Source organism: Pseudomonas sp. LB3P14 (assembly GCF_054898045.1).
Map to the genome: position 1 here is coordinate 1633348 of NZ_CM142714.1, position 22360 is coordinate 1655707.

The 22360-nt window shown below is 54.4% G+C and carries 11 protein-coding genes and 2 pseudogenes; 6 read left to right on the plus strand and 7 right to left on the minus strand.

All coding sequences use genetic code 11. The features are described from left to right. Positions 1 to 190: 190 nt before the first annotated feature. Positions 191 to 3253, minus strand: coding sequence for a D-2-hydroxyglutarate dehydrogenase YdiJ (gene ydiJ / locus ACYZT5_RS07610; protein WP_462050540.1), 3063 nt, complete (start codon positions 3251 to 3253; stop codon positions 191 to 193). Positions 3254 to 3411: 158 nt separating this feature from the next. Here ydiJ and ACYZT5_RS07615 point away from each other — a divergent pair, with 158 nt between their 5' ends. After that, positions 3412 to 4314 carry a LysR substrate-binding domain-containing protein gene (locus ACYZT5_RS07615; RefSeq protein ID WP_462050541.1) on the plus strand — a complete coding sequence of 301 codons (903 nt, stop codon included), beginning with the start codon at positions 3412 to 3414 and terminating at the stop codon, positions 4312 to 4314. Positions 4315 to 4459: 145 nt separating this feature from the next. Here ACYZT5_RS07615 and ACYZT5_RS07620 read toward each other — a convergent pair. Both ACYZT5_RS07620 and ACYZT5_RS07625 read right to left on the minus strand, forming a co-directional pair. After that, positions 4460 to 4561, minus strand: a pseudogene (locus ACYZT5_RS07620) (transcriptional regulator); the annotation flags it as partial. A gap of 260 nt (positions 4562 to 4821) precedes the next feature. Continuing rightward, positions 4822 to 5733, minus strand: coding sequence for a LysR family transcriptional regulator (locus ACYZT5_RS07625; protein WP_462050542.1), 912 nt, complete (start codon positions 5731 to 5733; stop codon positions 4822 to 4824). Between the two features lie 299 nt (positions 5734 to 6032). Here ACYZT5_RS07625 and ACYZT5_RS07630 point away from each other — a divergent pair, with 299 nt between their 5' ends. Continuing rightward, positions 6033 to 9482 (plus strand): adenylate/guanylate cyclase domain-containing protein, encoded by a 3450-nt coding sequence (locus tag ACYZT5_RS07630; RefSeq protein ID WP_462050543.1) that lies wholly within the window; start codon positions 6033 to 6035, stop codon positions 9480 to 9482. A gap of 7 nt (positions 9483 to 9489) precedes the next feature. Beyond that, positions 9490 to 10521 carry a patatin-like phospholipase family protein gene (locus ACYZT5_RS07635; RefSeq protein ID WP_462050544.1) on the plus strand — a complete coding sequence of 344 codons (1032 nt, stop codon included), beginning with the start codon at positions 9490 to 9492 and terminating at the stop codon, positions 10519 to 10521. Between the two features lie 329 nt (positions 10522 to 10850). On the opposite strand, the pseudogene ACYZT5_RS07640 reads toward ACYZT5_RS07635, so the two are convergent. After that, positions 10851 to 11023, minus strand: a pseudogene (locus ACYZT5_RS07640) (alpha/beta fold hydrolase); the annotation flags it as partial. A 65-nt stretch (positions 11024 to 11088) separates the two neighbouring features. Next, entirely contained in the window at positions 11089 to 11454 is a 366-nt protein-coding gene (locus ACYZT5_RS07645; RefSeq protein WP_462050545.1) for a histone-like nucleoid-structuring protein, MvaT/MvaU family, read from the minus strand. 297 nt (positions 11455 to 11751) lie between these two features. Between ACYZT5_RS07645 and avs3a the strand changes: the two genes are divergently transcribed. Continuing rightward, the gene (gene avs3a, locus ACYZT5_RS07650) at positions 11752 to 18027 is read left to right on the plus strand and encodes an AVAST type 3 anti-phage nuclease/ATPase Avs3a (RefSeq protein WP_462050546.1); all 6276 of its coding nucleotides are present in this window, start codon (positions 11752 to 11754) and stop codon (positions 18025 to 18027) included. After that, positions 17954 to 18736, plus strand: coding sequence for an AVAST type 3 anti-phage proein Avs3b (gene avs3b / locus ACYZT5_RS07655; protein WP_462050547.1), 783 nt, complete (start codon positions 17954 to 17956; stop codon positions 18734 to 18736). The genes avs3a and avs3b overlap by 74 nt, the downstream gene beginning before the upstream one ends. Positions 18737 to 18836: 100 nt before the next feature. Here the strand turns inward: avs3b and ACYZT5_RS07660 are convergent, their stop codons facing one another. Both ACYZT5_RS07660 and ACYZT5_RS07665 read right to left on the minus strand, forming a co-directional pair. Then, entirely contained in the window at positions 18837 to 20264 is a 1428-nt protein-coding gene (locus ACYZT5_RS07660) for a protein kinase domain-containing protein (protein ID WP_462050548.1), read from the minus strand. Between the two features lie 72 nt (positions 20265 to 20336). Continuing rightward, the gene (locus ACYZT5_RS07665) at positions 20337 to 21533 is read right to left on the minus strand and encodes a hypothetical protein (protein WP_462050549.1); all 1197 of its coding nucleotides are present in this window, start codon (positions 21531 to 21533) and stop codon (positions 20337 to 20339) included. A 383-nt stretch (positions 21534 to 21916) separates the two neighbouring features. Here ACYZT5_RS07665 and ACYZT5_RS07670 point away from each other — a divergent pair, with 383 nt between their 5' ends. Then, positions 21917 to 22357, plus strand: coding sequence for a hypothetical protein (locus tag ACYZT5_RS07670; protein ID WP_462050550.1), 441 nt, complete (start codon positions 21917 to 21919; stop codon positions 22355 to 22357). Positions 22358 to 22360 lie beyond the last annotated feature (3 nt).

The following is a 22360-nucleotide window of genomic DNA, read 5'->3' on the forward strand; positions in this document are numbered from 1 at the left end:
CCGGCCGTGTACTCGCTGAGTGTGCCATGGCGACTTCCCTCTCTGCATGGCCACTGCCGCAACCCACCACCGAAACGGCCGCCTATTGGGCAGCCGCGCAGGATCATCGACTGGTGATCCAGCGTTGGAGCACATAGCGGGGGCGTCGCGCTCCATAGCGTTGCTCGCGCACCGCATCCGTGTTGTTGATCTATCTGGACTCAACTGATGCCTCTTTCACACTCGCCAACAGAACCTGCAGGGGATGGAGCACCGTCGCACCTTCCTGACGCTTAACCTGGCTACGACAGGAATAGCCATCGGCAATGACTCGCCCCGATTGGTTAAACTTCTGAATGAGCTGCTTCCAGGATTGCCCATAGATCGTGTCCGATGTTTTGGCGTTTCGCGTCTCATGTCCGTAGGTACCCGACATCCCGCAGCATCCGCTTGCTTGCACTTGAAGCGTCAGACCCATACGCTCAAAGATCTTCTGCCATTGTCCGATGCTGCCTGGCTCATTGGTTTTTTCCGTGCAGTGCGGCAGGAAATGGTAAGGCTCGCCATCCTTCAATACTTCACGTTGCGGCAGTGCATTGATTAGCCACTCCTGCGCAAGTATCACGAGCGGAGCCTTGCCGTCTTTCAGTGTCTTGGCGTATTCCTGCCGATAGACCAAGGTCATCGCAGGGTCGAGACCCACCAACGGAACTTGGTACTGCTGAAGATTGAGCAAAGAATGGCCATTGAAGTTGACAGCCTTCTCAAATGCCTTGAGAAAGCCCTGCACCTGAAGTGGCTTGCCATTAGGCGCATACGGCGCCAGGTACACCTTGTAACCGAGCCTTGAAATCAGCTCTACCCAGTCAGCAAGCAAAGGGGTTTCAAAAAAGCGAGTAAAGGCGTCCTGAACGAGGATGACACTTCGAGCGCGCTGTTCAGCAGAAAGGGCATCAAGGCGCTGAGGCGTTGCCACCTCCACGTTCCATCGCCGGCAAACGGCCGTAAAGTCCATCAAGCTGAGGAGAGGACTATCTACCATCCCGGCGGTTCGCTCGAGAACCCAGCGAACCGGTCGAGCGCTCATCACGAAATTGTAGAGACGCGGCATCTTGGCGATGTAAGGAACCGTGTATTCCAACGAGCCTATCAGGTAGTCCTTAAGGGGGCGCAAATACCGGCTGTGATAAAGCTCAAGAAAGCGCGATCGGAACTCAGGCACATTCACTTTGACAGGACATTGGCCTGCGCATGATTTGCATGCCAGACAACCTGTCATTGCTTCGTAGACCTCGTGGGAAAAATCGGTCTGCCCCATTTTTTGTGCAAGGCTATTAACCGCCCGACGCGCGACACCCTGCGATCCAACAGACAAGCGAAGCCTATCGCTTGCAGCAAGAACATCAATACCCTGCTCCCCCTGTAATCTCAGCCATTCACGTATCAGCGATGCTCGGCCTTTTGGAGAGTGGATACGATTGCGCGTAGCCTTCCAGGATGGGCACATTGCGTCATCAGGATCGAAGTTGTAGCAAGCGCCATTGCCATTGCAATGAACAGCGGTGTCAAAGCTTTGCCAAACACGCTCATCAATCGTCCGGTCTAACTCGCCGCGCAACTCCACCTCGTCAACGCGTGTCAGTCGAGCGCTAGGCACAGTTTTCGGCGTTGCTATCTTGCCTGGATTGAGTTGGTTGAATGGATCGAAGGCCGCCTTGAGCTCTTGCAGCGCAGGGTACAAATCACCGAAGTAATCTGGCACATACTGCGACCTTAAGCCCTTGCCATGCTCGCCCCATAACAAACCTCCATGTTTCTGCGTCAACGCAGCAACGGCATCGGAAATCGGCCGGATCAGGGCTGCCTGGACAGGATCTTTCATATCGAGGATCGGGCGCACATGCAGTACACCGGCGTCGACATGGCCGAACATACCGTACTGCAAGTCATAGCTATCCAGGAGCGCTCGAAACTCCTGGATGAAGTCAGCAAGGTTTTCAGGCGGAACAGCGGTGTCTTCGACAAATGGTTGTGGCCGGGCCTCTCCTTTGACGTTGCCCAATAACCCCACTGCTCGCTTGCGCATCGCATAAACACGCTTGAGCGCATCCGCGCCGATCGCCAGCGTGTGCCCCAGCCGCACCACAGAAGTATCGCGCTGTAAGTGAAGAACGAACTCGTGAACCTTCTGCTGAACAACCTCTTCATCATCTCCGCTGAATTCAATAAGGTTGATCCCGAGTGTCGGTGTGTCAGGGTCTTCAGGGAAATATTCTGCGACGCCGTGCCAGACAATATCTTTCATCGCCAGCATCAGCACTTTGGAGTCCACGGTCTCGATCGACAGAGGTTTCATTTCCATCAACGCCTTTGCATCTCGCAAGGCATCCATAAAACCGGCGTAACGCACGTTAACCAGGATGGAATATTTTGGGATAGGCAGGACGTTTAATTTAGCCTCAACGATGAATCCAAGAGACCCTTCAGAGCCGCAAAGAACGCTGTTCAGGTTGAAGCGACCATCCGATTCGCGCAGATGTGCCAGGTCATAGCCGGTCAGGCAGCGATTGAGTTTTGGGAAGGTGTCTTTGATCAAATCAGCGTGGTTATCGGCTATATCCACTGCGCACCTGTATACCTCACCCACCCGATCTTTGCGTCTTGTTAGCGCGGGCAAATGCTCCGCGTCGACAGCTGAGCTAGTGAGACGATTACCGCCAAGCAACACCGTCGAAAGCTCGCGAACGTGATCGCGAGTCTTGCCATAGGTACAGCTCCCCTGACCACTCGCATCCGTGTTGACCATTCCACCAATGGTCGCGCGATTTGACGTTGATAGTTCTGGTGCAAAGAACAAACCGTAGGGTTTGAGTGCCGCGTTCAGCTGATCCTTAACCACACCGCTCTGAACTCTGACCCAGCGCTCCTCAGCGTTGATTTCCAGGATGCTGTTCAGATGTCGGGATAGGTCGACTACCACACCATCGGTAAGCGATTGCCCATTGGTGCCAGTACCTCCACCTCGAGGCGTGAGCACCACCGTACTGTGCTCAGGTTCAGCAACCAGCCGTGACAAAATCTCCACATCTTGCGCATCCAGAGGAAACACCGCAGCTTGGGGCAGACGCTGGTAAATAGAGTTGTCGGTCGCCAACACCGTTCGGTCGCCATAGTTGCGGGCAATCTCACCTTGAAACCCCGCCGCTTGGAGCGCGTTAAGAAAAACGCCATAGGTCGTTTTCTGGGTATTAGGAGGCGATAACCGGGCAATCATGATGTAATTCCTACAGGCTAAAAAGCTAATCTATGCATTCACATTACGTATGCTCCGTACAAGACGCACCGAGCAGCTGCATATGGTTCTCATGATTCTTGCGTCTATGCACGTCTGGAACAAACGTAATTCCTGCTGGTTTTGCATGAGCTTTATGAATGAACCCTAGAAGACTGACCCCCTCGATGTCGCTGTTGGTTGCCTTTGAGGCGGCCGCACGCCATTGCAGCTTCACCAAGGCAGCAGAAGAATTGGCATTGACCCAGAGCGCCGTCAGTCGGCAGGTACAAACCCTGGAAGCCCAACTTGAAATCGAACTCTTCAGGCGCGAAGGCCGAAAAATCGAATTGACGGCTGCGGGCGCGCTTTATCAACACGAATTGACGGCAGCTTTGGGCCGCATTCGAAGCGCAACATTGCAGACCATTTCGTACAAGAATGACGGTGGCCCATTGAACCTGGCGGTATTGCCGACACTAGGTTCGAAATGGCTTCTGCCACGGATGCATGAGTTCTATGCAAAACATCCTGGAATATTGATTCACATACACTCAAGGATCATCCGGGAGGACGTTCAATCTTCAACACATGGCATGAACGCAATCATCTGCGCGGGCTCTGGGGAGTGGCCAGGCTACATTTCGCATAAGTTGCTCACGGAAAAACTGGTGGTGGTTGCCAGCCCTGCAGCACTGCCCGAGTACCGTTCAATGTCACCCGCTAACATTGCTGAGCATGCACTGTTGAACGTCGTATCAAGGCCAAGTGCCTGGTCTGACTGGTTTGAGAGCCATAACATTGATCACAAAAACATGAGATCCGGCCCAAGCTTTGAGCTCACTGCTCACCTCATTCAAGCGGTGTCAGCAGGGATTGGGATTGGATTGATTCCAGAAATTCTGGTGCAGGATGAACTGAAGAGCGGAGACCTCGTTGCACTGTTTGAACCGATGGAAAGCGGACGCAGCTACTACCTTGTCTACGCGACCCGATACCAGCACCTACCGTCTCTGAATGCCTTCAGTACCTGGCTTCTATCGCTTCCGTTTCCTGACAAATGAGGTATGTAAAGTACTCATTAGATTGCATCTGTCCTGAAGTCTCGCCTCCCCCGGCATTGGAATTTTTACTCCAGCCATTCGTGTGGCGCCACGCGGCATACAAAAAATACCCACGCGGGCCTTTGTTTTTGTACTCAAACCAAACTCACTTGGTCAGCCATGACTCGACTGTGTCGGAGCCAAATTTTGCTTTCCATTCTTTCAAAGTTTTGTGATTGCCGCCTTTGGTTTCCACGACTTCGCAAGTGGGGATCCATTATCAAGACGTGCACCGCTGCTCCAAAAAAAGATTGTCTACCCGCTTCAGTTTTCAAGTCGCAACCTAGTCTTTGTGTCGCGTAGGGACTCTTGAATCCTGGCAACAATATAGGACTGTCCCTGGATATTGCCCGGAATGATGGACAGCTGAAACATCTGCTTAACGCATCTAATTTCATCATCATCGAACTGTTAGCTGCGATTGATAAGACGTCAGGCGGCTCGAATTTCTGTTCATTAGCTCAGCGTCTAAAGCAACAATCGAGAGAAATCACAGCATTGCAGGGCCAACTGCGCCACGTTCTGATTCAGTCCAAACTGGCGGTCGGTACGATAAAGTGCGGCATAGCGAATTCGTGGTAATCCAGGCTTTGTAACTAACGCACGCAACGCGCCATGATCGATCAAGTGGGATAGACAGGCCTTGGGGAGGTAACTCACTCCCACACCAGACAAGGTCAGCCCGACCTGCACCAGCAAGTTGTGACTGGTGATGGTCTTGGGCATCTGCACATTATGCGAGGCCAGCCATCGTTCGTAGATCAAGCCGGTGCCTGACTGTGAACCTTGGGTCAACACCGTGCACCCGGCCAACACTTCGAGACTTACCGGATCCGGTTCAGATATCAGTCTCGGAGCACACATCCAGGCATTCTCAACGGTTTTCAGTGGCGTACTTACGAATCGAGCATCATTGTAAACATCCGGCACGATGACCAGATCGAGCTGATCATTTTCCAGTTTGCGAAACAACTCACTGCTCAGTTCCACCGACGGTTCGATCTGCACTTTGGGATAGGCCTGGCGCAGCGCTTCGACCAATGCAGGCAACCAAGTCAATGCAGTGAGCTCAGTGACCCCGAATCGAAATCTTCGTACCAGCACTTCACGGGCACTGACCCGTTCCAGCAAATAATCGCGACGCTCCAGCAAATCCTTGGCGTAATCCAGCAGCTCACCGCCCTTTTCGGTCAGCCGTGCGTTGCGCTTGCTACGGTCGAAAATCTGCACATCGAAGGTTTCTTCCAACTCCTGGATACGCTTGGAAATAGCCGACTGAGACATGTTCAGCTTGTTCGCTGCTGCTTCAAAGCTGCCCAACTCGGCAATCCAGTACAACGCGTCAATTTGCTTGAAGGTGATCTCGCAGGGGCCGAGCATTCTTTCTAGGTCGACAGGACAAGACTTAAACGAAAAGCTTTAGAAAGTGTGCAACCGAATGGCTACAAACAGACGATTGCTTCACCCTATCTCGCTGATTCTCGGAGGAAGACATCACAGGTCTTCCTCCGTAAGCGAATTTTACCTCTCGATACATCGGTACAAACTATCTTTAAAGGAGGGTTACAAGGCCGTCTGAACCTTCTGGCCCGATGACTTCAGTCTGTCTCCAGATTGATGTCACGCTTTTCCGTCTTTTGAGTGGTCTTCTTGAACGCGTGCAAAAGGGAAGAGATCTTATGCTCTGCGCAAATTGCGGACTCGAGAATCCCTCCGGGGCCAGCTTCTGTGAAGCGTGCGGCGCCGGGTTGTCTCGCAGCTGTCCGCGCTGCGGCCACGAGGCGGGCCTTTCCGCTAAATTCTGCAGTGAATGCGGCGCGCCGCTGACCGATACGCCTGCTGCTCCATCACCTCGCCCCTGGCCAGTTTCAGAGCCCTCTCCAGCGCCCATTCATTACACGCCCCACCACCTTGCCGAGCGCATCCGCGCCGAACAGGCGGCCATGGAAGCCCGGGGCGAGACCGCCGGTGAGCGTAAAACCGTCACGGCACTGTTTGCCGACATGGCCGGCTCCACGGCGTTGATCCACGACCTCGATCCGGAAGAGGCCCACCGCCTGATCGAGCCAGTCGTCGCGCTGATGATGGAAGCCGTGCACCACTACGAAGGCTACGTGGCCAAGACGCTGGGCGATGGCATACTCGCGCTGTTCGGTGCACCCATCGCCCATGAGGATCATCCGCAGCGGGCGCTGTATGCGGCATTGCGCATGCAGCAGGCGATACGCCGACATGGCGACCGCATTCGCCTGGAGAAAGGCATTCCGCTGCAAATCCGTGTCGGCATCCATACCGGCGAGGTCGTCGTGCGTTCGATCCGCACGGACAATTTGCACACCGATTACGATCCGGTCGGGAACACGATCCACATTGCATCCCGGATGGAGGGAATCGCAGCACCATCGTCGATCTTGGTGAGCGAGCCCACCTACAAGCTAGCGGAGGGCTATTTCGAATTCAAGGCTCTGGGGGCCGCCCAGGTCAAAGGCATTCCCGAGCCCCTCATTGTGTACGAGGTGCAGGGTCTCGGCGCGCTGCGCACACGCCTGCAACTGTCGGCACATCGCGGGCTGGCCAGGTTTGTCGGCCGCCAAGTCGAGCTCGACCACCTGCATCAGGCGCTCGAACAGTCCAAAGCGGGCCACAGTAAGGTCGTCGCGGTGGTAGGCGAGGCCGGCGTCGGAAAGTCACGGCTGTTTCATGAGTTCAAGGAGCGCTCGCGGCGCGGCTGTTTGGTGCTGGAGACATTCTCGGTATCGCACGGCAAGGCCTTTGCCTATTTCCCGCTCATCGAGCTTCTGAACAATTATTTTCAGATCACCGCCCAAGACGACGAGCGGCGGTGCCGGGAAAAGGTCATGGGCAAGACCCTTACGCTCGAGCGAAGCTTCGAGGATCTCGTGCCCTACCTGCTCTATCTGCTGGGTGTCGGCGAACGCAGTTCAGTGCTCGCGGAAATGGATCCTCAGATCCGGCGCGATCGCACCTTCGACGCGATCACTCAACTTCTGGCGTGCGAGAGCCGCAATCAACCCATTGAACTGCTGTTTGAGGATTTGCAATGGCTGGACTGCGAGACCGAAGCATTCCTCGCGTACTTTATCGACCACTTTGCTAGCACCCCAATCCTGCTCCTCGTGAACTACAGGCCCGAGTATCAGCCTGTTTGGACGCGCGCGGGTCATTGCAGCCAGCTGCGGCTCGAACCGCTGGGCCCGGTCGAAGCCCAGGCACTGCTCGCGACTCTGCTTGGGGACGATCCCACCCTCGTTCCCCTCAAACAGCTCATCCTGGATAAGACGGAGGGCAACCCTTTCTTCATCGAGGAAGTGGTGCAAACGCTGGTCGAGGAGAAATTGCTGCTTGGTGAACCCGGTCAATATCGGATCGAGCAAACTCCGGCTGCGCTGCATATTCCCACCACCGTGCAGGGTGTACTCGCCGCCCGTATCGACCGGCTCCCCGTTGCGGAGAAGGAATTGCTGCAGACCCTCGCCGTTATCGGCAAAGAGTTTCCGTTCAGTCTGATCCAGTGCATCTGTGATAGGCAGGACGCTCAGATGGACAACGATTTGTGCGATCTGCTCGCCCGACTGGAGGTCGCGGACTTCATTTACCAGCGGCCCGCATTTCCAGAGGTGGAGTATTCGTTCAAACATGCGCTGACCCAGGAGGTCGCGGGCCACTCGCTACTCACGGAGCGGCGTAGCGCGCTGCATGAGCGCACAGCGCAGGCCATCGAGGCACTGTTCCCCACTCGCATCACGGATTACTGCAGCGAACTGGCGCATCACTACAAGCTGAGCGGCAATGTCCCGAAGGCCGTGGAATACCTGCACCGTACCGGGCAACAGGCCCTCCAGCATTCCGCCCATCTCGATGCGATGCGTCATCTCGGCGCGGCACTGGAATTGCTCGAGCATTTGCCTGACACACCCACGCGTGCACATCAGGAACTGACGTTGCTACTCGCCCTGGGGCCGGCCTTGATGGCCGTGCGCGGCTATGGTGCGCCCGAGGTAGCGGCCACCTACACCCGTGCACTGGCGCTATGCGCGCAAGTAGGCGACGACTCGCTTTTCTCTGCGCTGCTGGGGCTGTGGAGTTACTACACGTTGCGTACGCAATACTCAACCGCATGCGAACTGGCTGAACGATTGCTCAGTATTGCGCAAACCGCGCAGGATCCGGACTTGCTCGTGGAAGCCCATGCGGCACTTGGGCAGACATTGCTTTTCCAGGGCGATCTCAAAAACGCCCATGACCATCAGGAACGGGCGCGTGTCCTCTACGACCCTGATCGCCATCGCACACATTCCATTACGTACGGCATGGATCCGAGCTACTCCCTGTCATTTTCGGCCTGGAGCCTTTGGTACTTGGGTTTTCCCAATCAGGCAAGCATGCGCAGCCAGGATGCCCTTGCTCTGGCCAAGAAGATTGCCCACCCATTCAGCCTAGCCTTCACCCTGTCCGCTACGTCGATACTGGGACAGTTTCGGTACGACGTACAACTCGCCGAAGAGTGTGCAGATGCCGCCATCAAGCTTTCTCTAGAGCAGGGATTTCCGTTGTATTTGGCAAGGGGGAATATTCTTCAAGGTTGGGCTCGCGCCGAGCAGGGAAACATTGACGAGGGAATTGCTCAGATAACCAACGGTATTGCCACTTACCGCGCAGCCGGAGCAGAGCTTGGATGTTCTTATTTTCTGGCCCTGCTAGCCGCAGCGCACAGGCGCGCCGGGCAACCGCAGGCAGGATTGGATGCCGTGACCGACGCTCTGGCTATGGTGAACAGAACAGGCGAACACTTTTACGAGGCAGAGCTGTACCGCCTCAAGGGCGCTCTTACCCTGCAATGTTCGGGAGAAGACCGACAGGATTCTCTCGTGTGGCAGGAAGCGGAAGCATGCTTTCACAAGGCAATCTCAATCGCTCGACAACAAGGGGCAAAGTCATTCGAGCTACGCGCCACAGTCAGCCTTGCTCAGCTATGGGAAACACGAGACAAAGAGGCGGCCAGGCAAATGCTGGCCGACATTCACAGCTTTTTCACCGAGGGCTTCGAAAGCGTCGATTTGCTACAAGCCAAGGCGCTGCTCGATGCATGGGCATCAAGCGAGGGGTGAGCGATTGATGACTCGGGGCAGTGACGAGCGCAAGTCGGTCGTGCTGGCTTTACAGGGCGGCGGGATGCACGGTGCGTTCACCTGGGGCGTGCTCGATCGGTTGCTCGAGGACGGCAGGCTTGCCATTGAAGGGGTGAGCGCAACCAGTGCCGGCGCGATGAATGCCGTCGTACTTGCCTCCGGCATGCTGCAAGGTGGCGAGGCCGGCGCACGCCAGGCGCTGCACGATTTCTGGTACGCCGTGGCGCAGTCCGCCGAGCGTTATAACCCGTTGCGTTGGATGCCATGGTTGAAAGGGAGGCACAGTTTCGGGTTGGACTATTCACCCATGTATACGTTCGCGGACATGACGCTTCGTATCTTCTCTCCTTACCAGTTCAATCGCCGCAACTTGAGTCCGCTACGGGAGGTGCTGGAGAGGCAGGTGGATTTTACCGCCTTGCGAAGCCAATGCCCGTTCCACCTCTATCTGTGCGCGACCAATGTCGAGACGGGGAAGATACGCATCTTCACGGGCGATGACATCTGCGCTGAAGCGGTGCTTGCTTCGGCCTGTGTGCCGACATTGTTCCAGGCGGTCACGATTGACGGGCAGAACTACTGGGATGGCGGCTATATGGGGAACCCGGCTATTTTCCCGTTGATCTACAACTGCAATACACGCGATGTGGTGATCGTCCACATTAACCCGCTCGTCCGCCCAGGCGTGCCCATTACTGCTGCCGACATCCTCAATCGCATCAGTGAAATCAGCTTCAATTCGTCGCTGATGCGTGAACTGCGCACCATCGCTTTTGTCACCGACCTTATCCAGCAAGGCAAGGTCGATCGCAACGAGATGAAGGAGATGTTGATCCACTCCATTAAATCAGACGAGGCGATGTGTGCGCTCAGCGTGTCCAGCAAGTACAACGCGGACTGGGGCTTCCTTTGCAGACTGCGCGACAACGGACGACGCGAGGCCGGGGCGTGGCTCGCGGAGAACTACCGCAATATTGGCGAACGCTCGAGTATCGACATCCGAAAAGAATTTCTTTGAATGCCACCATCACAGTGGAAGAGTTGGTTGGCAATCTTGACTGGCGCATAGCGCTGGCGACGCTTTCCGGGCGATGGTAAACATTTCCGAACAAATCCTGAGCAGCGCGTAGGCACCTGCAGCCTGGAAGGTGCGGGCACTGTCAATCAGGTGCTGTGCACCTCAATACCCCCCGCCTCCTGCTGACCGAAAAACTGGCAAGCACTGATATACTTTGGTGATGTTCTCTTCCCATCAGGGAAACAGGGAAACAGGGAAACAGGGAGACAATAGAACCCCCGGCAGGGCCAACCTCCGGGGTTTTTCTTTTCTTCCCCCGCGTCATTGTCTTAACTGCGGTTCAGCTCTTCGACTAACGCCTTGTTGAAGCTGGCCGGGTCTGCCATCTTTGGCGCATTGCCTTTGCCTGCAAACTCGATCAACCCACGCACCCGGAATCACCTTGGCTGCTTGCTTGCCAAGGACAATGGTAGTGACCGATCTTTGCCTTGATCTCAGGCGGGCAATGAAGCACTACTCTGCATAAAAAAGGGCCTTGCTTAAGGCCCTTTTGTACTCAAACCAGACTCACTTTGTCAGCCAGGACTCTACGGTGTCCGAGCCATATTTCGCTTTCCACTCTTTCAACGTTTTGTGGTTACCACCTTTGGTTTCCACCACCTCGCCAGATTCTGGATTTTTGTAGACCTTCACCTGTCGCGGCTTGCGCGTGCTCGATTGTGGCTGGGCTGCTGGAGCGCGACGACCAGCCTTAGGGTCAAGCAAGTTGATCACGTTCAGCAGGCTATAGCCGTACTCAGCGAGCAAAGCGCGCAGCTTAGCTTCGAATTCGATTTCTTTCTTGAGGCCAGCATCGCCCTTCATTGCTTCAAGCTCAGCAAGCTGGGATGCAAGTTGTTGTTCGAGTTTGCGAAACTCAGCAAGACGGGACATTTGATGCTCCAAATAAGTTTAAGCGGGGTATAGATAACAATCCTAGCATACTCATTTTAATGGACAGAGTGAGCGCGCCAAACCGCATCAGGTGTACTAATGGTGGATCGCGCTAATAGAGGTCTCCCGCCGAAAATCACCTTGCGATTAATCAAATTGCACGGATGTGCAAATGCTAGCCTCACCGCGTGTTGCTATTGCCATGGTGGAGAAGGTATGGCGAAATCGAACGCTTGCAAAATCTGTAGTTTACCGAACACAGCGACGTGCTCCGCACTGAATCAGGGAAGTGTCTAAATGTCCGAAAGCATGCTCGTTCGTGCCAGCCGCGATGGTGATCAGTTCCATTATCTATGGGCGGCACGCCGCGCATTGCAGCTACTCGCACCGCAATCAGGTCTTGTAGCCATCACGATCGAAGGTGCTGCAACCACAGAGTTTCCTGGGGGCGAGCAGGTTGAAGTGGGTGAACAGCTCATCGATATCGCTGAATACTACGGGAGCACTGAGCTAGAAAGCGCGACGCGGATTCGCTACATGCAGCTCAAGCATTCGACGCTGCAGGTCGATGAAGTGTGGCAACCGAGTGGTCTGGAAAAGACGATCCGTGGATTTGCTGAGCGTTACGCCGCGCTTAAGCAGAAGCTGCCAGGCGTCCCACTGAATGAGAGGCTTGAGTTTTGGTTCGTCACGAATCGCACTATAAATGCTGATTTCATCGCGGCAGTCGAGGATGCCGCTTCACAGAAGAAGCCCCGGCATCCTGGCAACCTCAACAAGCTTAAAGCTTTCACGTCACTGGATGATGAGGCGCTTGCTTCATTCTGCGGCATGCTTCGATTGGATGGCAGCCAAGATAATTATTGGACTCAGAGGAACATCCTTTTCCAAGACGTCAGTGGGTATCTCCCGGACATGGATGTCGATGCCCCCATTAGGCTGAAGGATCTGGTGAACCGTAAAGCGCTGTCAGAAAGCGCGACCAATCCCGCCATCACCAAGATGGACGTGCTCCGTGTGTTGCACACGGACGAAGCTCAACTGTTCCCTGCGCCTTGCCTGATTGAAGAACTTGCCGAGGCGATACCTCGCCAACAAGAACAAGCAGTCATCCGCTCTATCATTGATGCGGCTGACACACCTGTGATCGTGCACGCTGATGCTGGTGTTGGGAAGTCAGTCCTCTCAACCAGGATCTGTCAGAGCCTACCCAACGGATCGGTTGGCTTGCTCTATGACTGCTTCGGAAATGGACAGTATCGCAGCGTAACGGGCTACCGGCACCGGCACCGAACTGCCCTTGTGCAATTGGCCAATCAGCTCTCAGCACTTGGGTTTTGTCACCCCCTGATTCCGACAGTGCATGCTGATAGCACCGCCTACATGCGAGCGTTCATGCACCGTGTAGGACAGGCTGTAGCAATGCTTCGTGCGAAGAATACAGACGCGCTGCTTTGCATCATCGTCGACGCTGCTGATAACGCCCAGATGGCCGCCGAAGAGGTAGGAGAGCCTCGCTCGTTTGTTCGCGACCTCCTACGTGAAACACTACCTGAAGGGGTTAGACTGGTTGCTCTATGCCGGCCTTACCGGGAGATTATGCTCGACCCTCCTCCCCACGCGCTGTCGCTTGCGTTAAACACATTTACTGTGGAAGAGACGTCGGCGCACCTGCGCCAAACGTTCGCTGACGCCTCTGAGCATGATGTCGCAGAATTTCATCGCTTAAGTTCACACAACCCTCGGGTTCAAGCACTCGCGCTCTCTCGTCAGAAAACGCTTCCCGAAATGCTCCGCCTGCTCGGGCCGAATCCCACGACCGTAGACAGCGTCATCGACACTCTCTTGGAAAAATCCATCGCTACCCTACGCGATGCGGCTGGCAATCCTGAGAGATCACAAATTGACTTGATTTGCGCCGGCCTCGCTGCTTTACGTCCGCTGATACCTATCGCAGTCCTCGCAGAAATGTCAGGTGTGAACCCAGACTTGGTCAGAAGCTTTGCGCTAGACCTTGGCCGACCTCTTGTTGTCAACGAAGGCACGATCCAGTTTTTCGATGAGCCAGCAGAGAGCTGGTTCCGTAAGCGATTTAAACCAGATGCGTCAAAGCTAGGAAGCTTCATTGCGCAAATTTCAGACCTGAGTTCATCCAGTGCGTACGTAGCAGGCGTATTACCGCAATTGATGCTCGAAGCCGGACAGTTCTCTCAGTTGGTGGATCTGGCATTGACCTCAAGCGGCCTTCCCGATTCCGGGCCAGTGGAGCGTCGTGATATCGAGTTGCAGCGTCTCCAGTTTGCCCTGAAGGCAAGCTTGCGCATCCGGCGTTACCCAGAGGCAGCGAAGCTCGCATTAAAGGCTGGCGGTGAAAGTGCCGGTGACGAAAGGCAACGTGCTCTCTTGCAAGAGAACGCGGATTTGGTCTCAGTATTCATGGACAGTAACGGCGTCCAGGAAATTGTTTCGCGTCGCACATTCGGTTCCGGCTGGATCGGCTCTCACCATGTATACGAAGCCACGACTCTTTCGGGCCATGCTGATTTGATGGGTGAGGCTCGAAGTCGTCTGCGTATGGCAGAAGAGTGGCTGGGCAATTGGGCGAATCTATCGGCCGAGGAGCGGCAGAAAGAACCCGTTACAAATGAAGATCGGGCCATGATGACGATCGCGCATCTCAATATTCACGGCGCCGATTCCGCCGCTGACAGCCTGCGTAGGTGGACTTCACGTTGGATATCCTATGAGGCAGGTCGTATTGTCGCGAAGTGCCTATTGGATCATGGACGATATCAGAAACTAGATGAGCTAGCGGTAGAAGCAGGCAATGACCTGCCGTTAGTGCTTGCGCTGGCGGAAGAGGTTCGGAATCTGAATCGCTGGCTGCCAACCGAACCTATAAAGCGTATCTTCAAGTTGCTGGCCCGCTGGCAGATCCAGATTAATCATGGCGCCTCGAATCGGGCACCTCCTTTATCAGCGGTGTTGGCTGTAATCGAGACCGCGTACCACCACAGTATTTGCGATGCCTCTGAAGCACGCGATCTACTAGCGCGTTATCTCCCCTCTCAAGCTCCGGCTCATCTTTCATCACGTTTCGGCGGCAGCCCAACGTCGTACCTGCGCGCCTGCGCCTTACACGCCGCACTCTCACACAAGTCTCTGGAATTGATCGATGTCGCGTCGCCAACACTTAAGGAAGAAATGCAGGCCGTCAAGCCACATAGCAAGTCGCAGGAACTGAGGGAGTTCGAGGCAGAAATTGGCGCATTGATTCCATGGGTCAACTTATGGGCGCAGTCTTTTGTCAACACGTTGGCGAAAGCACAGTTGATCGAAGCCGTCGTCCAAGCCAAATCGACCTCTACTCGATCATGGGCGTATGGATATCGCGACCACCCGCACACAGCCAACGAAATCGCGAATTTATGGATAGACATCCTCCTGACCTCTCAGGTAGCTGAGCACGGCACCATAAAAGAGCTGGTGGACTGGACGACAACCCTGAAACGTCCGCTATTCACCCCGACTCTCAATCGTCTTACGCGTCTCTGCGCCACCGTTGTCGGCGCGGAAAACTTCGCATTTGAAATGGCCGAAAAGGCCGCCACGCTGCATCGCGCCGAACGTTCCGATGTGCGACATTTGGTGGAGGGGTTGGTTGACGTCGCCCGCTCATTACTGCCGGTCAGCCCTACCGATGCAGAAGATTATTTCAACGAGGCCGTCGAAGTAGCGAGCAAGATTGGTGACGAAAACTTCGCTCGCTGGGAAGCCCTCATCCAGCTAGCAGAACGCGCAGCTAATGAAACGCGCCCAGCACCGGAGGTAGCTTACAATTTTGCCCGATGTGCTGAAGTAACCCGAAGCTATGTAGACCGGGATAAACACTTCGCGTGGAACGCCACAATTGGAGCCTTGGTCGGTTTGTGCCCCTCCTCCTCACTAGCCATCACGAGTCGCTGGCGTGATCGTCACTTCGGCTCTGACGGCAGGATCCTGGAGGTCGCGATCCGCACGCTGCTGGACAGAAAAAACATCAGCCCATTAGACGCTTTACCCATGATTGGTTTTCGCGCCGAATGGGATGAAAACGCGCTGGTTAAGAAGGCACTTGAAGCTTGCCCCGAGCATCAAGTCAAGGAAACAGCCCTTAAGCTTGCTCATCGCTACATGACATTGGAGACGCAGACAGCTGAGCACTGGCAGGCCCTTGAGTCCATCGCCAATTCTGCGTCCGTGACACTACCGGGGTTGAGCCTGCGTACTAGCGAGGCCGCCAAAAATGAAGCGGCCAATGGAAAAGGCCAACCCAGTGAGTCTGACCATCAAGCGCGTATCTCGCAAAATAAACATGACTGGGACGAAGTGTTTTCCGGTTGCGATCTGTGCACATCGACGGGGATTTCAACCGCCCATAAAAGATTCAGGGATGGTGAGCCACCGTACTACATGGATGTGTTCTTCAGCAAAATTTTCGAACGAATTCAAGTCGGCAAAGAATCTTCCTTCCTTACCACCTTCGCAAACGCAACGGAGTTTAGCCTGTGGGACATACGCAATTTTCTGGAAACGCTGCCACCTAATTGGAAGGCCCGGCCCGCGCTGCGCAAGGCACTTGACGCCATGCTGAAGGTTGTTTGTCGACGGCATTGCATGGAAATCACTCGTAACCGGTATCACGAGGTGATGCCGTTCGATCTCGCCTACCAATCAACCGGTATCGATAAGCATGAGTTACTGGACGCAGTTTTAGGCGCAATCGCTGAATCAGCGGAACTCGCGGAGGCGGAACGCCTCTTCAGCCTCGTTGGACTGCTCGCAGACAAACTGACCGATGAGGAGGCGCTGGGCGCTTTATCCTATGGTTTGGAATTGTTCGATGCTGTGTTGGAAGAGAGCGACGGTGATGGCCCTTGGTCTCAACAACTTGCCCCGCCTACTGTGGTCGAAGATGCACTGGCGGGCTACATATGGGCGGGCCTGGCGTCACCGGTAGCGGCGACGCGGTGGGAAGCGGCTCATACCGTGGTTGCGCTGTGTGCGCTGAATCGAAAGCGGATCATCGAAGCACTGTTTGCTCATGCGATCAATGACACAAAGATGCCGTACGCAGACACTCGATTCGAGTTTTACAGTCTGCATGCCCACCAGTGGCTGCTGATCGCGGCATCACGTGCCGCGTTGGAATATCCAGACACCTTAGTCCCGCACCTTGGCTACTTCCTTGTGAAGGCTGATCCCCACCAACACCACGTACTCATTCGACTGTTTGCCGCCCGTACATTGATGACTCTGATTGAGCAGGGACTTGTCACTGCCCCCCCCGAGACTCAGCGACAGTTAGCGAATACCTGCGCATGTGTGTACGAAAACGTCGAACAAAGCCCTCCTTCTGCTTCAAACACAGCGTCAGAGGACGAGGAATCTATCGAGGGTAGACGGGACTTCTTCGGAGGGGATTTTGATCAGTATTGGTTAGCGCCCCTTGGACGCTGCTTTGGGATGAAACAATCTCAGGTGTGTCATGAGACACGAAAAACCCTGCGCAACGAGCTAGGTAACACAAACGCACTTCACTGGGGTGTCGATGCGAGAAACAAGGCGGAGCTCTTTCGCTATGAGGATACCAATTGCAGACAGGGCATCTATCCACGTGTAGAAGATCTGAGTTTTTACCATTCCTATCACGCGATGATGATGACTGCCGGCCAGCTGCTCTCGACCCACCCGCAGGTTAAGGTTCGCGAAGATAGGTATAAAGAGAAGTTTCCTGAGTGGCTAACGCGCCACGATATCGCACGCCCGGATGGACGATGGCTGGCCGATCGACGTGACCCAGAACCGGCGAGCCGCTATGACTGGCCGCAACGGGACGATGGCGATGAGTGGCTAAAATCAATCTCTATCCACGACTTTGATCGGGGCCTCTACACAGGCTCGGGTCTGATGACGATATGGGGCACCTGGTCTGGATTTGACGCAAATCATTCAGAGTCAATCTTGGTGCGTTCAGCTTTAGTATCGCCGAGCACCTCTTCCTCGCTTTTACGCGCCACCCAGACCGTCGAACACCCACACGATTTCCGAATACCAGACGCCGGCGACGACTTGGAGTTCAACACTGCGCCCTACCGGCTTAAGGGTTGGATTCAGGATCAGGAATATGAATCCGGAATGGACAAGAGGGATCCATGGGCGGGCAATGTAAGTTTCCCGGTTCCCGAACCGGCGCCGTTCGTTGTCGACCTTATGAGCATGTCGACTGACCTTGATCGCAGGGAGTGGATGACACCTTCATCTCCACTGCCCGTCATGCGCTCCCAGACTTGGGGTTACTTCGGGGACAATGATAGATCTGATCATCGCTCAGGAGTTCGGCTGGAAGCGTCCACTTCTTTTGTCATTGAGTTTTTAAAGGCGGTAGGCAAAGATTTGATCGTGGAGGTCGAAGTTGAAAGACATGCTCGCCACCAAAATTACCGAGACGTAAGCGAAGATGAGCTCAAATACATTTTACCCAGCAGCCGAATTTTCATCTTCAAAAGTGACGGAACAGCCCAAACGCTCTGAAGCCATCATGGCTCTTGGGAGAAAATTGGTCACAGAGCAGGGATTTGATAACTCAGTGGATACGCTTGGTCGCTGGATGGCTCATCACATCGCCGAACTCATTCAAGAGGCTGAATCGGCGAGTGGTGATGACCGCCCCGTTAAGATGGCAAACGTGCGTGAGGCGGTTTTAGCATTGTGGGCACATCGGCACGCGCTTGGGCGAAGCCCTTTCGCAGGCATGGAGCCGATTTTCAATGCATTGGAAAGCTTAGACCCTGACACACCTCACTTTCGATACTTCTCAACGTCCAGTGCCCCGGGCATCAGTGACAAAGAATCAGAAGAGGTACAAACATACGTTGAAATGGCAAAAACCGTAGACCGAGCGTCGAAAGTAATCGTCAATTTTTGCATAGCCGAGGCGGCGCAGAGAGCGCTCGACTCATCCAAAGAGTGGGTACAACTCGCAAGTAAAGCTGAAGCGGACGAGGGCTTCGATATCACCTTGATAAGGATCATTGCGGACAGAAGTGATTTGATGAAGGCGCCAAATCCCGCTACCAACCGTCGTCGTATTCTGAATGACCGAAAACAAAAATTAGAAGCCTTACTCGTCGGCGCATCAGAAGTCTTGGAGAGCATCGATGCACAACTAGGTGAGCTGCCACCTGATGATCAAGACGATCAAGACGATTCTGAAATCATCCTAAAAATAATCGGTGATTGACGTCGATGGCTGCTCTATTACCCCTTCTTCGCGCTGATTTGTCGCTAAATCCCATCACATAAGCACCCTCTAGCACGACTAGAATTCGTCACCGTTCCATTCAGCGATCCCTGTCTGCACTCCGGTGGATATATGCTCTGAATTCATCAGAGGACATCGTGTTGTGCCGTCCATCGTAGGTACCTGGTACACGGTTGTAGACAGAAGAGGTACTGAAGATCACAAAGCTTCCACCTGATAATCGAGTTACCCGCCTCGCGGCATCGGTCAGCGGTTTGCCATTTAGCTCATCCTCAAACCAAGCCTCCAGCGGCGCGTATACCCCAGGCAGAACTTCAGTCAGCTCCTCAGAGTCCTCTAGGTATCCGGCAGCCTCATCTTCCATCGCTGGATAAACAGGCTTGAGTTCAAGCCTGAAGTAATTCCACTCGGGTTTTCCGGCGTAAGACTCGAAAAAGAGGCGCTCAGGACAGCAAATGTCGTACATGCGATCACTCACCTTCAGCTCAATCATGTCCGCCTCTGGGGCAAGGTCTGCTCCCAAGAGCGTCATGCCACCTCCAGTCGGATAAAACATGTGATTCAGCCCAGAATTCGACGCAGCAGCGTTCAACACGGCGCAGATCTGACGCCGGTCTTCCCACTGAGCCCTGGCCGGCGCGCCCAACGGAAATATCTTTTCGGAAACCTCCCGCCACTCATGCCCATTGCGGGTATCGAAGTCGTCATTGATGTGCATCCATGCTTCGAGCGTCTCAATGAAGTGGTCAAGAGCTGGTCTAGCAGTTGGCTCGTGTTCGGTGCAGGCGGTTAAGAGCTCATCCAATGGGGTCAGGTAATAGTCAGACAGGTAGTTACGAAGCCCTACAGAAGTGCGGGCGTCATACTGCCCATCGAATCCGAGACTTTTACCCGTGAGCACCATCCATAGAGATTTTGCTAACGAGTAGATGTCTGCCAGCTTCCCATCGGCTTCGCTTGGCGTCCTTCTCATTTCAGGAGCCATCGTGTATTTCGCACCGACGTCTCGTCGTTCGGGCGTGATTCCTTCCGCATCGGGGATTTTGACGAGGCCAAAGTCCGAAAGGCAGACTTGGCCATCCAAAATAAGGAAGTTGGCAGGCTTGATGTCTCTGTGAGAGATGCCTTGATTGTGCAGCCGACACAACGTTGCTGCCAAACTCTGGAACTCGGAGGCGATTTCGAAAGGCTTTTTCCGCTCGACGTCATCCATGTAAGGCACGGCAATAGGCATTACATACCAAGGCCGCTCTTTTCTGGGATTTTCTGGTATGTAGCTATCGAGTAGAGGCACTATCCCCTCTGGGATGCCGAGTCCTTTCAACACTTCAATTTCTCGACAAAAACGCTGGTACGGCTCATCTGTGCCGCCACGAATGAGGACTTTTATCGCCCGGCTTTCTCCGATCTCATTAATGGCCTCCCATACTTCGCCATTCCCGCCCCTGCCGAGTCGGTGCGTCAGTGTCCATTGGCCAAATGAGGCGCCTTGTTCGAGCTTGCTCAAAACATGTTCCTTTTCGAGTGTTCTTTTGAGAGTGCGTTACAGAGTACCGCGCAGCAGTGCCGACCGCCCGAATCAGCGAGGCGGAAGCCCAGGGAAGCGAAGTCTGGAATAGATACGGCGCTCAACCGCGCATTCGGAGATTTGCCAGAACGCAGATAATAGCGCTTGCTCTGATGGGCAATGCCGGGTCATGACCGCAAACTCGTTGTAATCGAATGCTAATACGCGAATACCAACTTCATCCATGAAATCCAAGATCAGGGCTCCGTACTCGTCGTAGGCGTCGATGAATAGCTCCTTGACGATCACAACGCCCACCAACGGTCGCGCTGCCAAGTCGATAACAAGGGGCTCGCCACTAACAAGCTTCAGTAGAGGATTTCCTTCACGCTTGATCGTCGAGATCGCGCCACGCAACTGCGACAGGCCTTCCTTCAACTGGCTAACGGCTTTTTTCCGCTTCCGTTCCAGCTTTGTGCCCAAAATTGCAGCGGTGTTAGGACTGTCCTTGGCCTGCAGCAGCAAGGTTACCTCGCGGCCCAAAACCACAGCATCCGCCAGCTCTTCGCCGTCGGAAACTTTCAGGGGGCCATGGATGATTTGCTCAGCTGAATAGGCCCACTGGAGCAGATAGATGATATCAATCTCCTGAAGCGGGCCGGGCTCTGGCCGTTCCAACTGAGTGTACGAAAACTTTTTAGAGCCTTGGAATCCTTGACGGGTAAAGTCGGTGATCAGGAAGTCGCTGGGAAACAGATCGTCCAGGAGCCTCACCGTCATGGCGCGGGCGTCATCTTCAGCGGTAGTAACGCTGAACCAGATCTCCGCCTGTGCCATCATCGGATGCCAGTGCTCATTTTCCAGAGGACTGACGAGCCTTGCACGCTCTCGAAGCTCATTGATACAGGCCTGCGCTGAGCAGCTCAGGAGCTCGCGGTTGTGCTCATCGAAGAAGCAGATACTGATATCATCTGGAAGGCTTTGTAGTGCCTGTGTAAGAAGATCCCCGCCCAAAAGAGGCGTCTTAATCATTAGCGGGCTATGTGGGTCGTCAAAGCATGTCGTCAACAACGTAAGTCCAGTGACGGCACCCGATCCGTAAGGCGCCAAATAAAGCTTCAGTTCACGTATCTCACGCGCAGCCAGAATGAACTCTTTTCCAACTTTGACGACAAGCACGGGGCCGTCCGGCCCCTCAACGACCCAAAGGCCACGACCAAGCACGGAAACCTCTCGGAGAACATCAGGTTTCATGATTGATAGGTACATTTGATTTCCTTTCTTCTGTGCCTGTATTCCGGACGTTTAAGTCGCTTCTCTCCCGTACGCTGTGGCGAAGTTCAGGACTCGTGTGCCCCACCTTGGCCGATCAAATCGAATGGGGCTTAAAGGACTACTGAGAAGCGAAATGCACTCAACGCTTTCAAGATGTCTCACTGTAGGTCATCTTTATCACCTGGCAGCGCCGTACTCCAGACGTAGGTGCCGCAGACCAAGCTGCGCCTCGGTAATGCTGCTCTCCCTTAAGAAGCCGCCACGTTGCTGGCAATCAGGACATGCATGAGCCTACAGTTGATTTTCACCCTCGAAGTTACCCTTGGTACCCTTGCACGACTCTTCGCTGCGGAAGGAGCAGCCCAAGAGGTGGCGGTATGACCTTTTCTACGCCGGAGGTCGTGGAGTCCCATTACGATAATTGGAATGGAGGAACGACCTACTACATTCTCATACTGCAGGTACCTTTGAATCTGTACCCGCAAATTGAATCACGTAAAGAGGAACTTGAAGCGATACTCTTCAAGAAATTGGAAATCATTGTGAGTAAAACTCCCTCTGATGCATTTTGCGCAGTGAGAATTTCGCCGGCCGTTGTTGACGATCCACAATGGCGAGAAAAGGCGACAGCTTGGCTTTCTGGCTCAAAAATATCCAATCGAGGGCGAGTGCGTTCGGATAACGTCGCGCCACTTACAGCGGACGGATTAATCTTTCGGTCGCAGCCTGAGATTCAGATGTACAAGGCCTTTAAGTCGATTGGCCTTTCGTTCGCGCCACTGCCGGTGTTCATAAAAGGTGGATCAGACTACCGATGAATC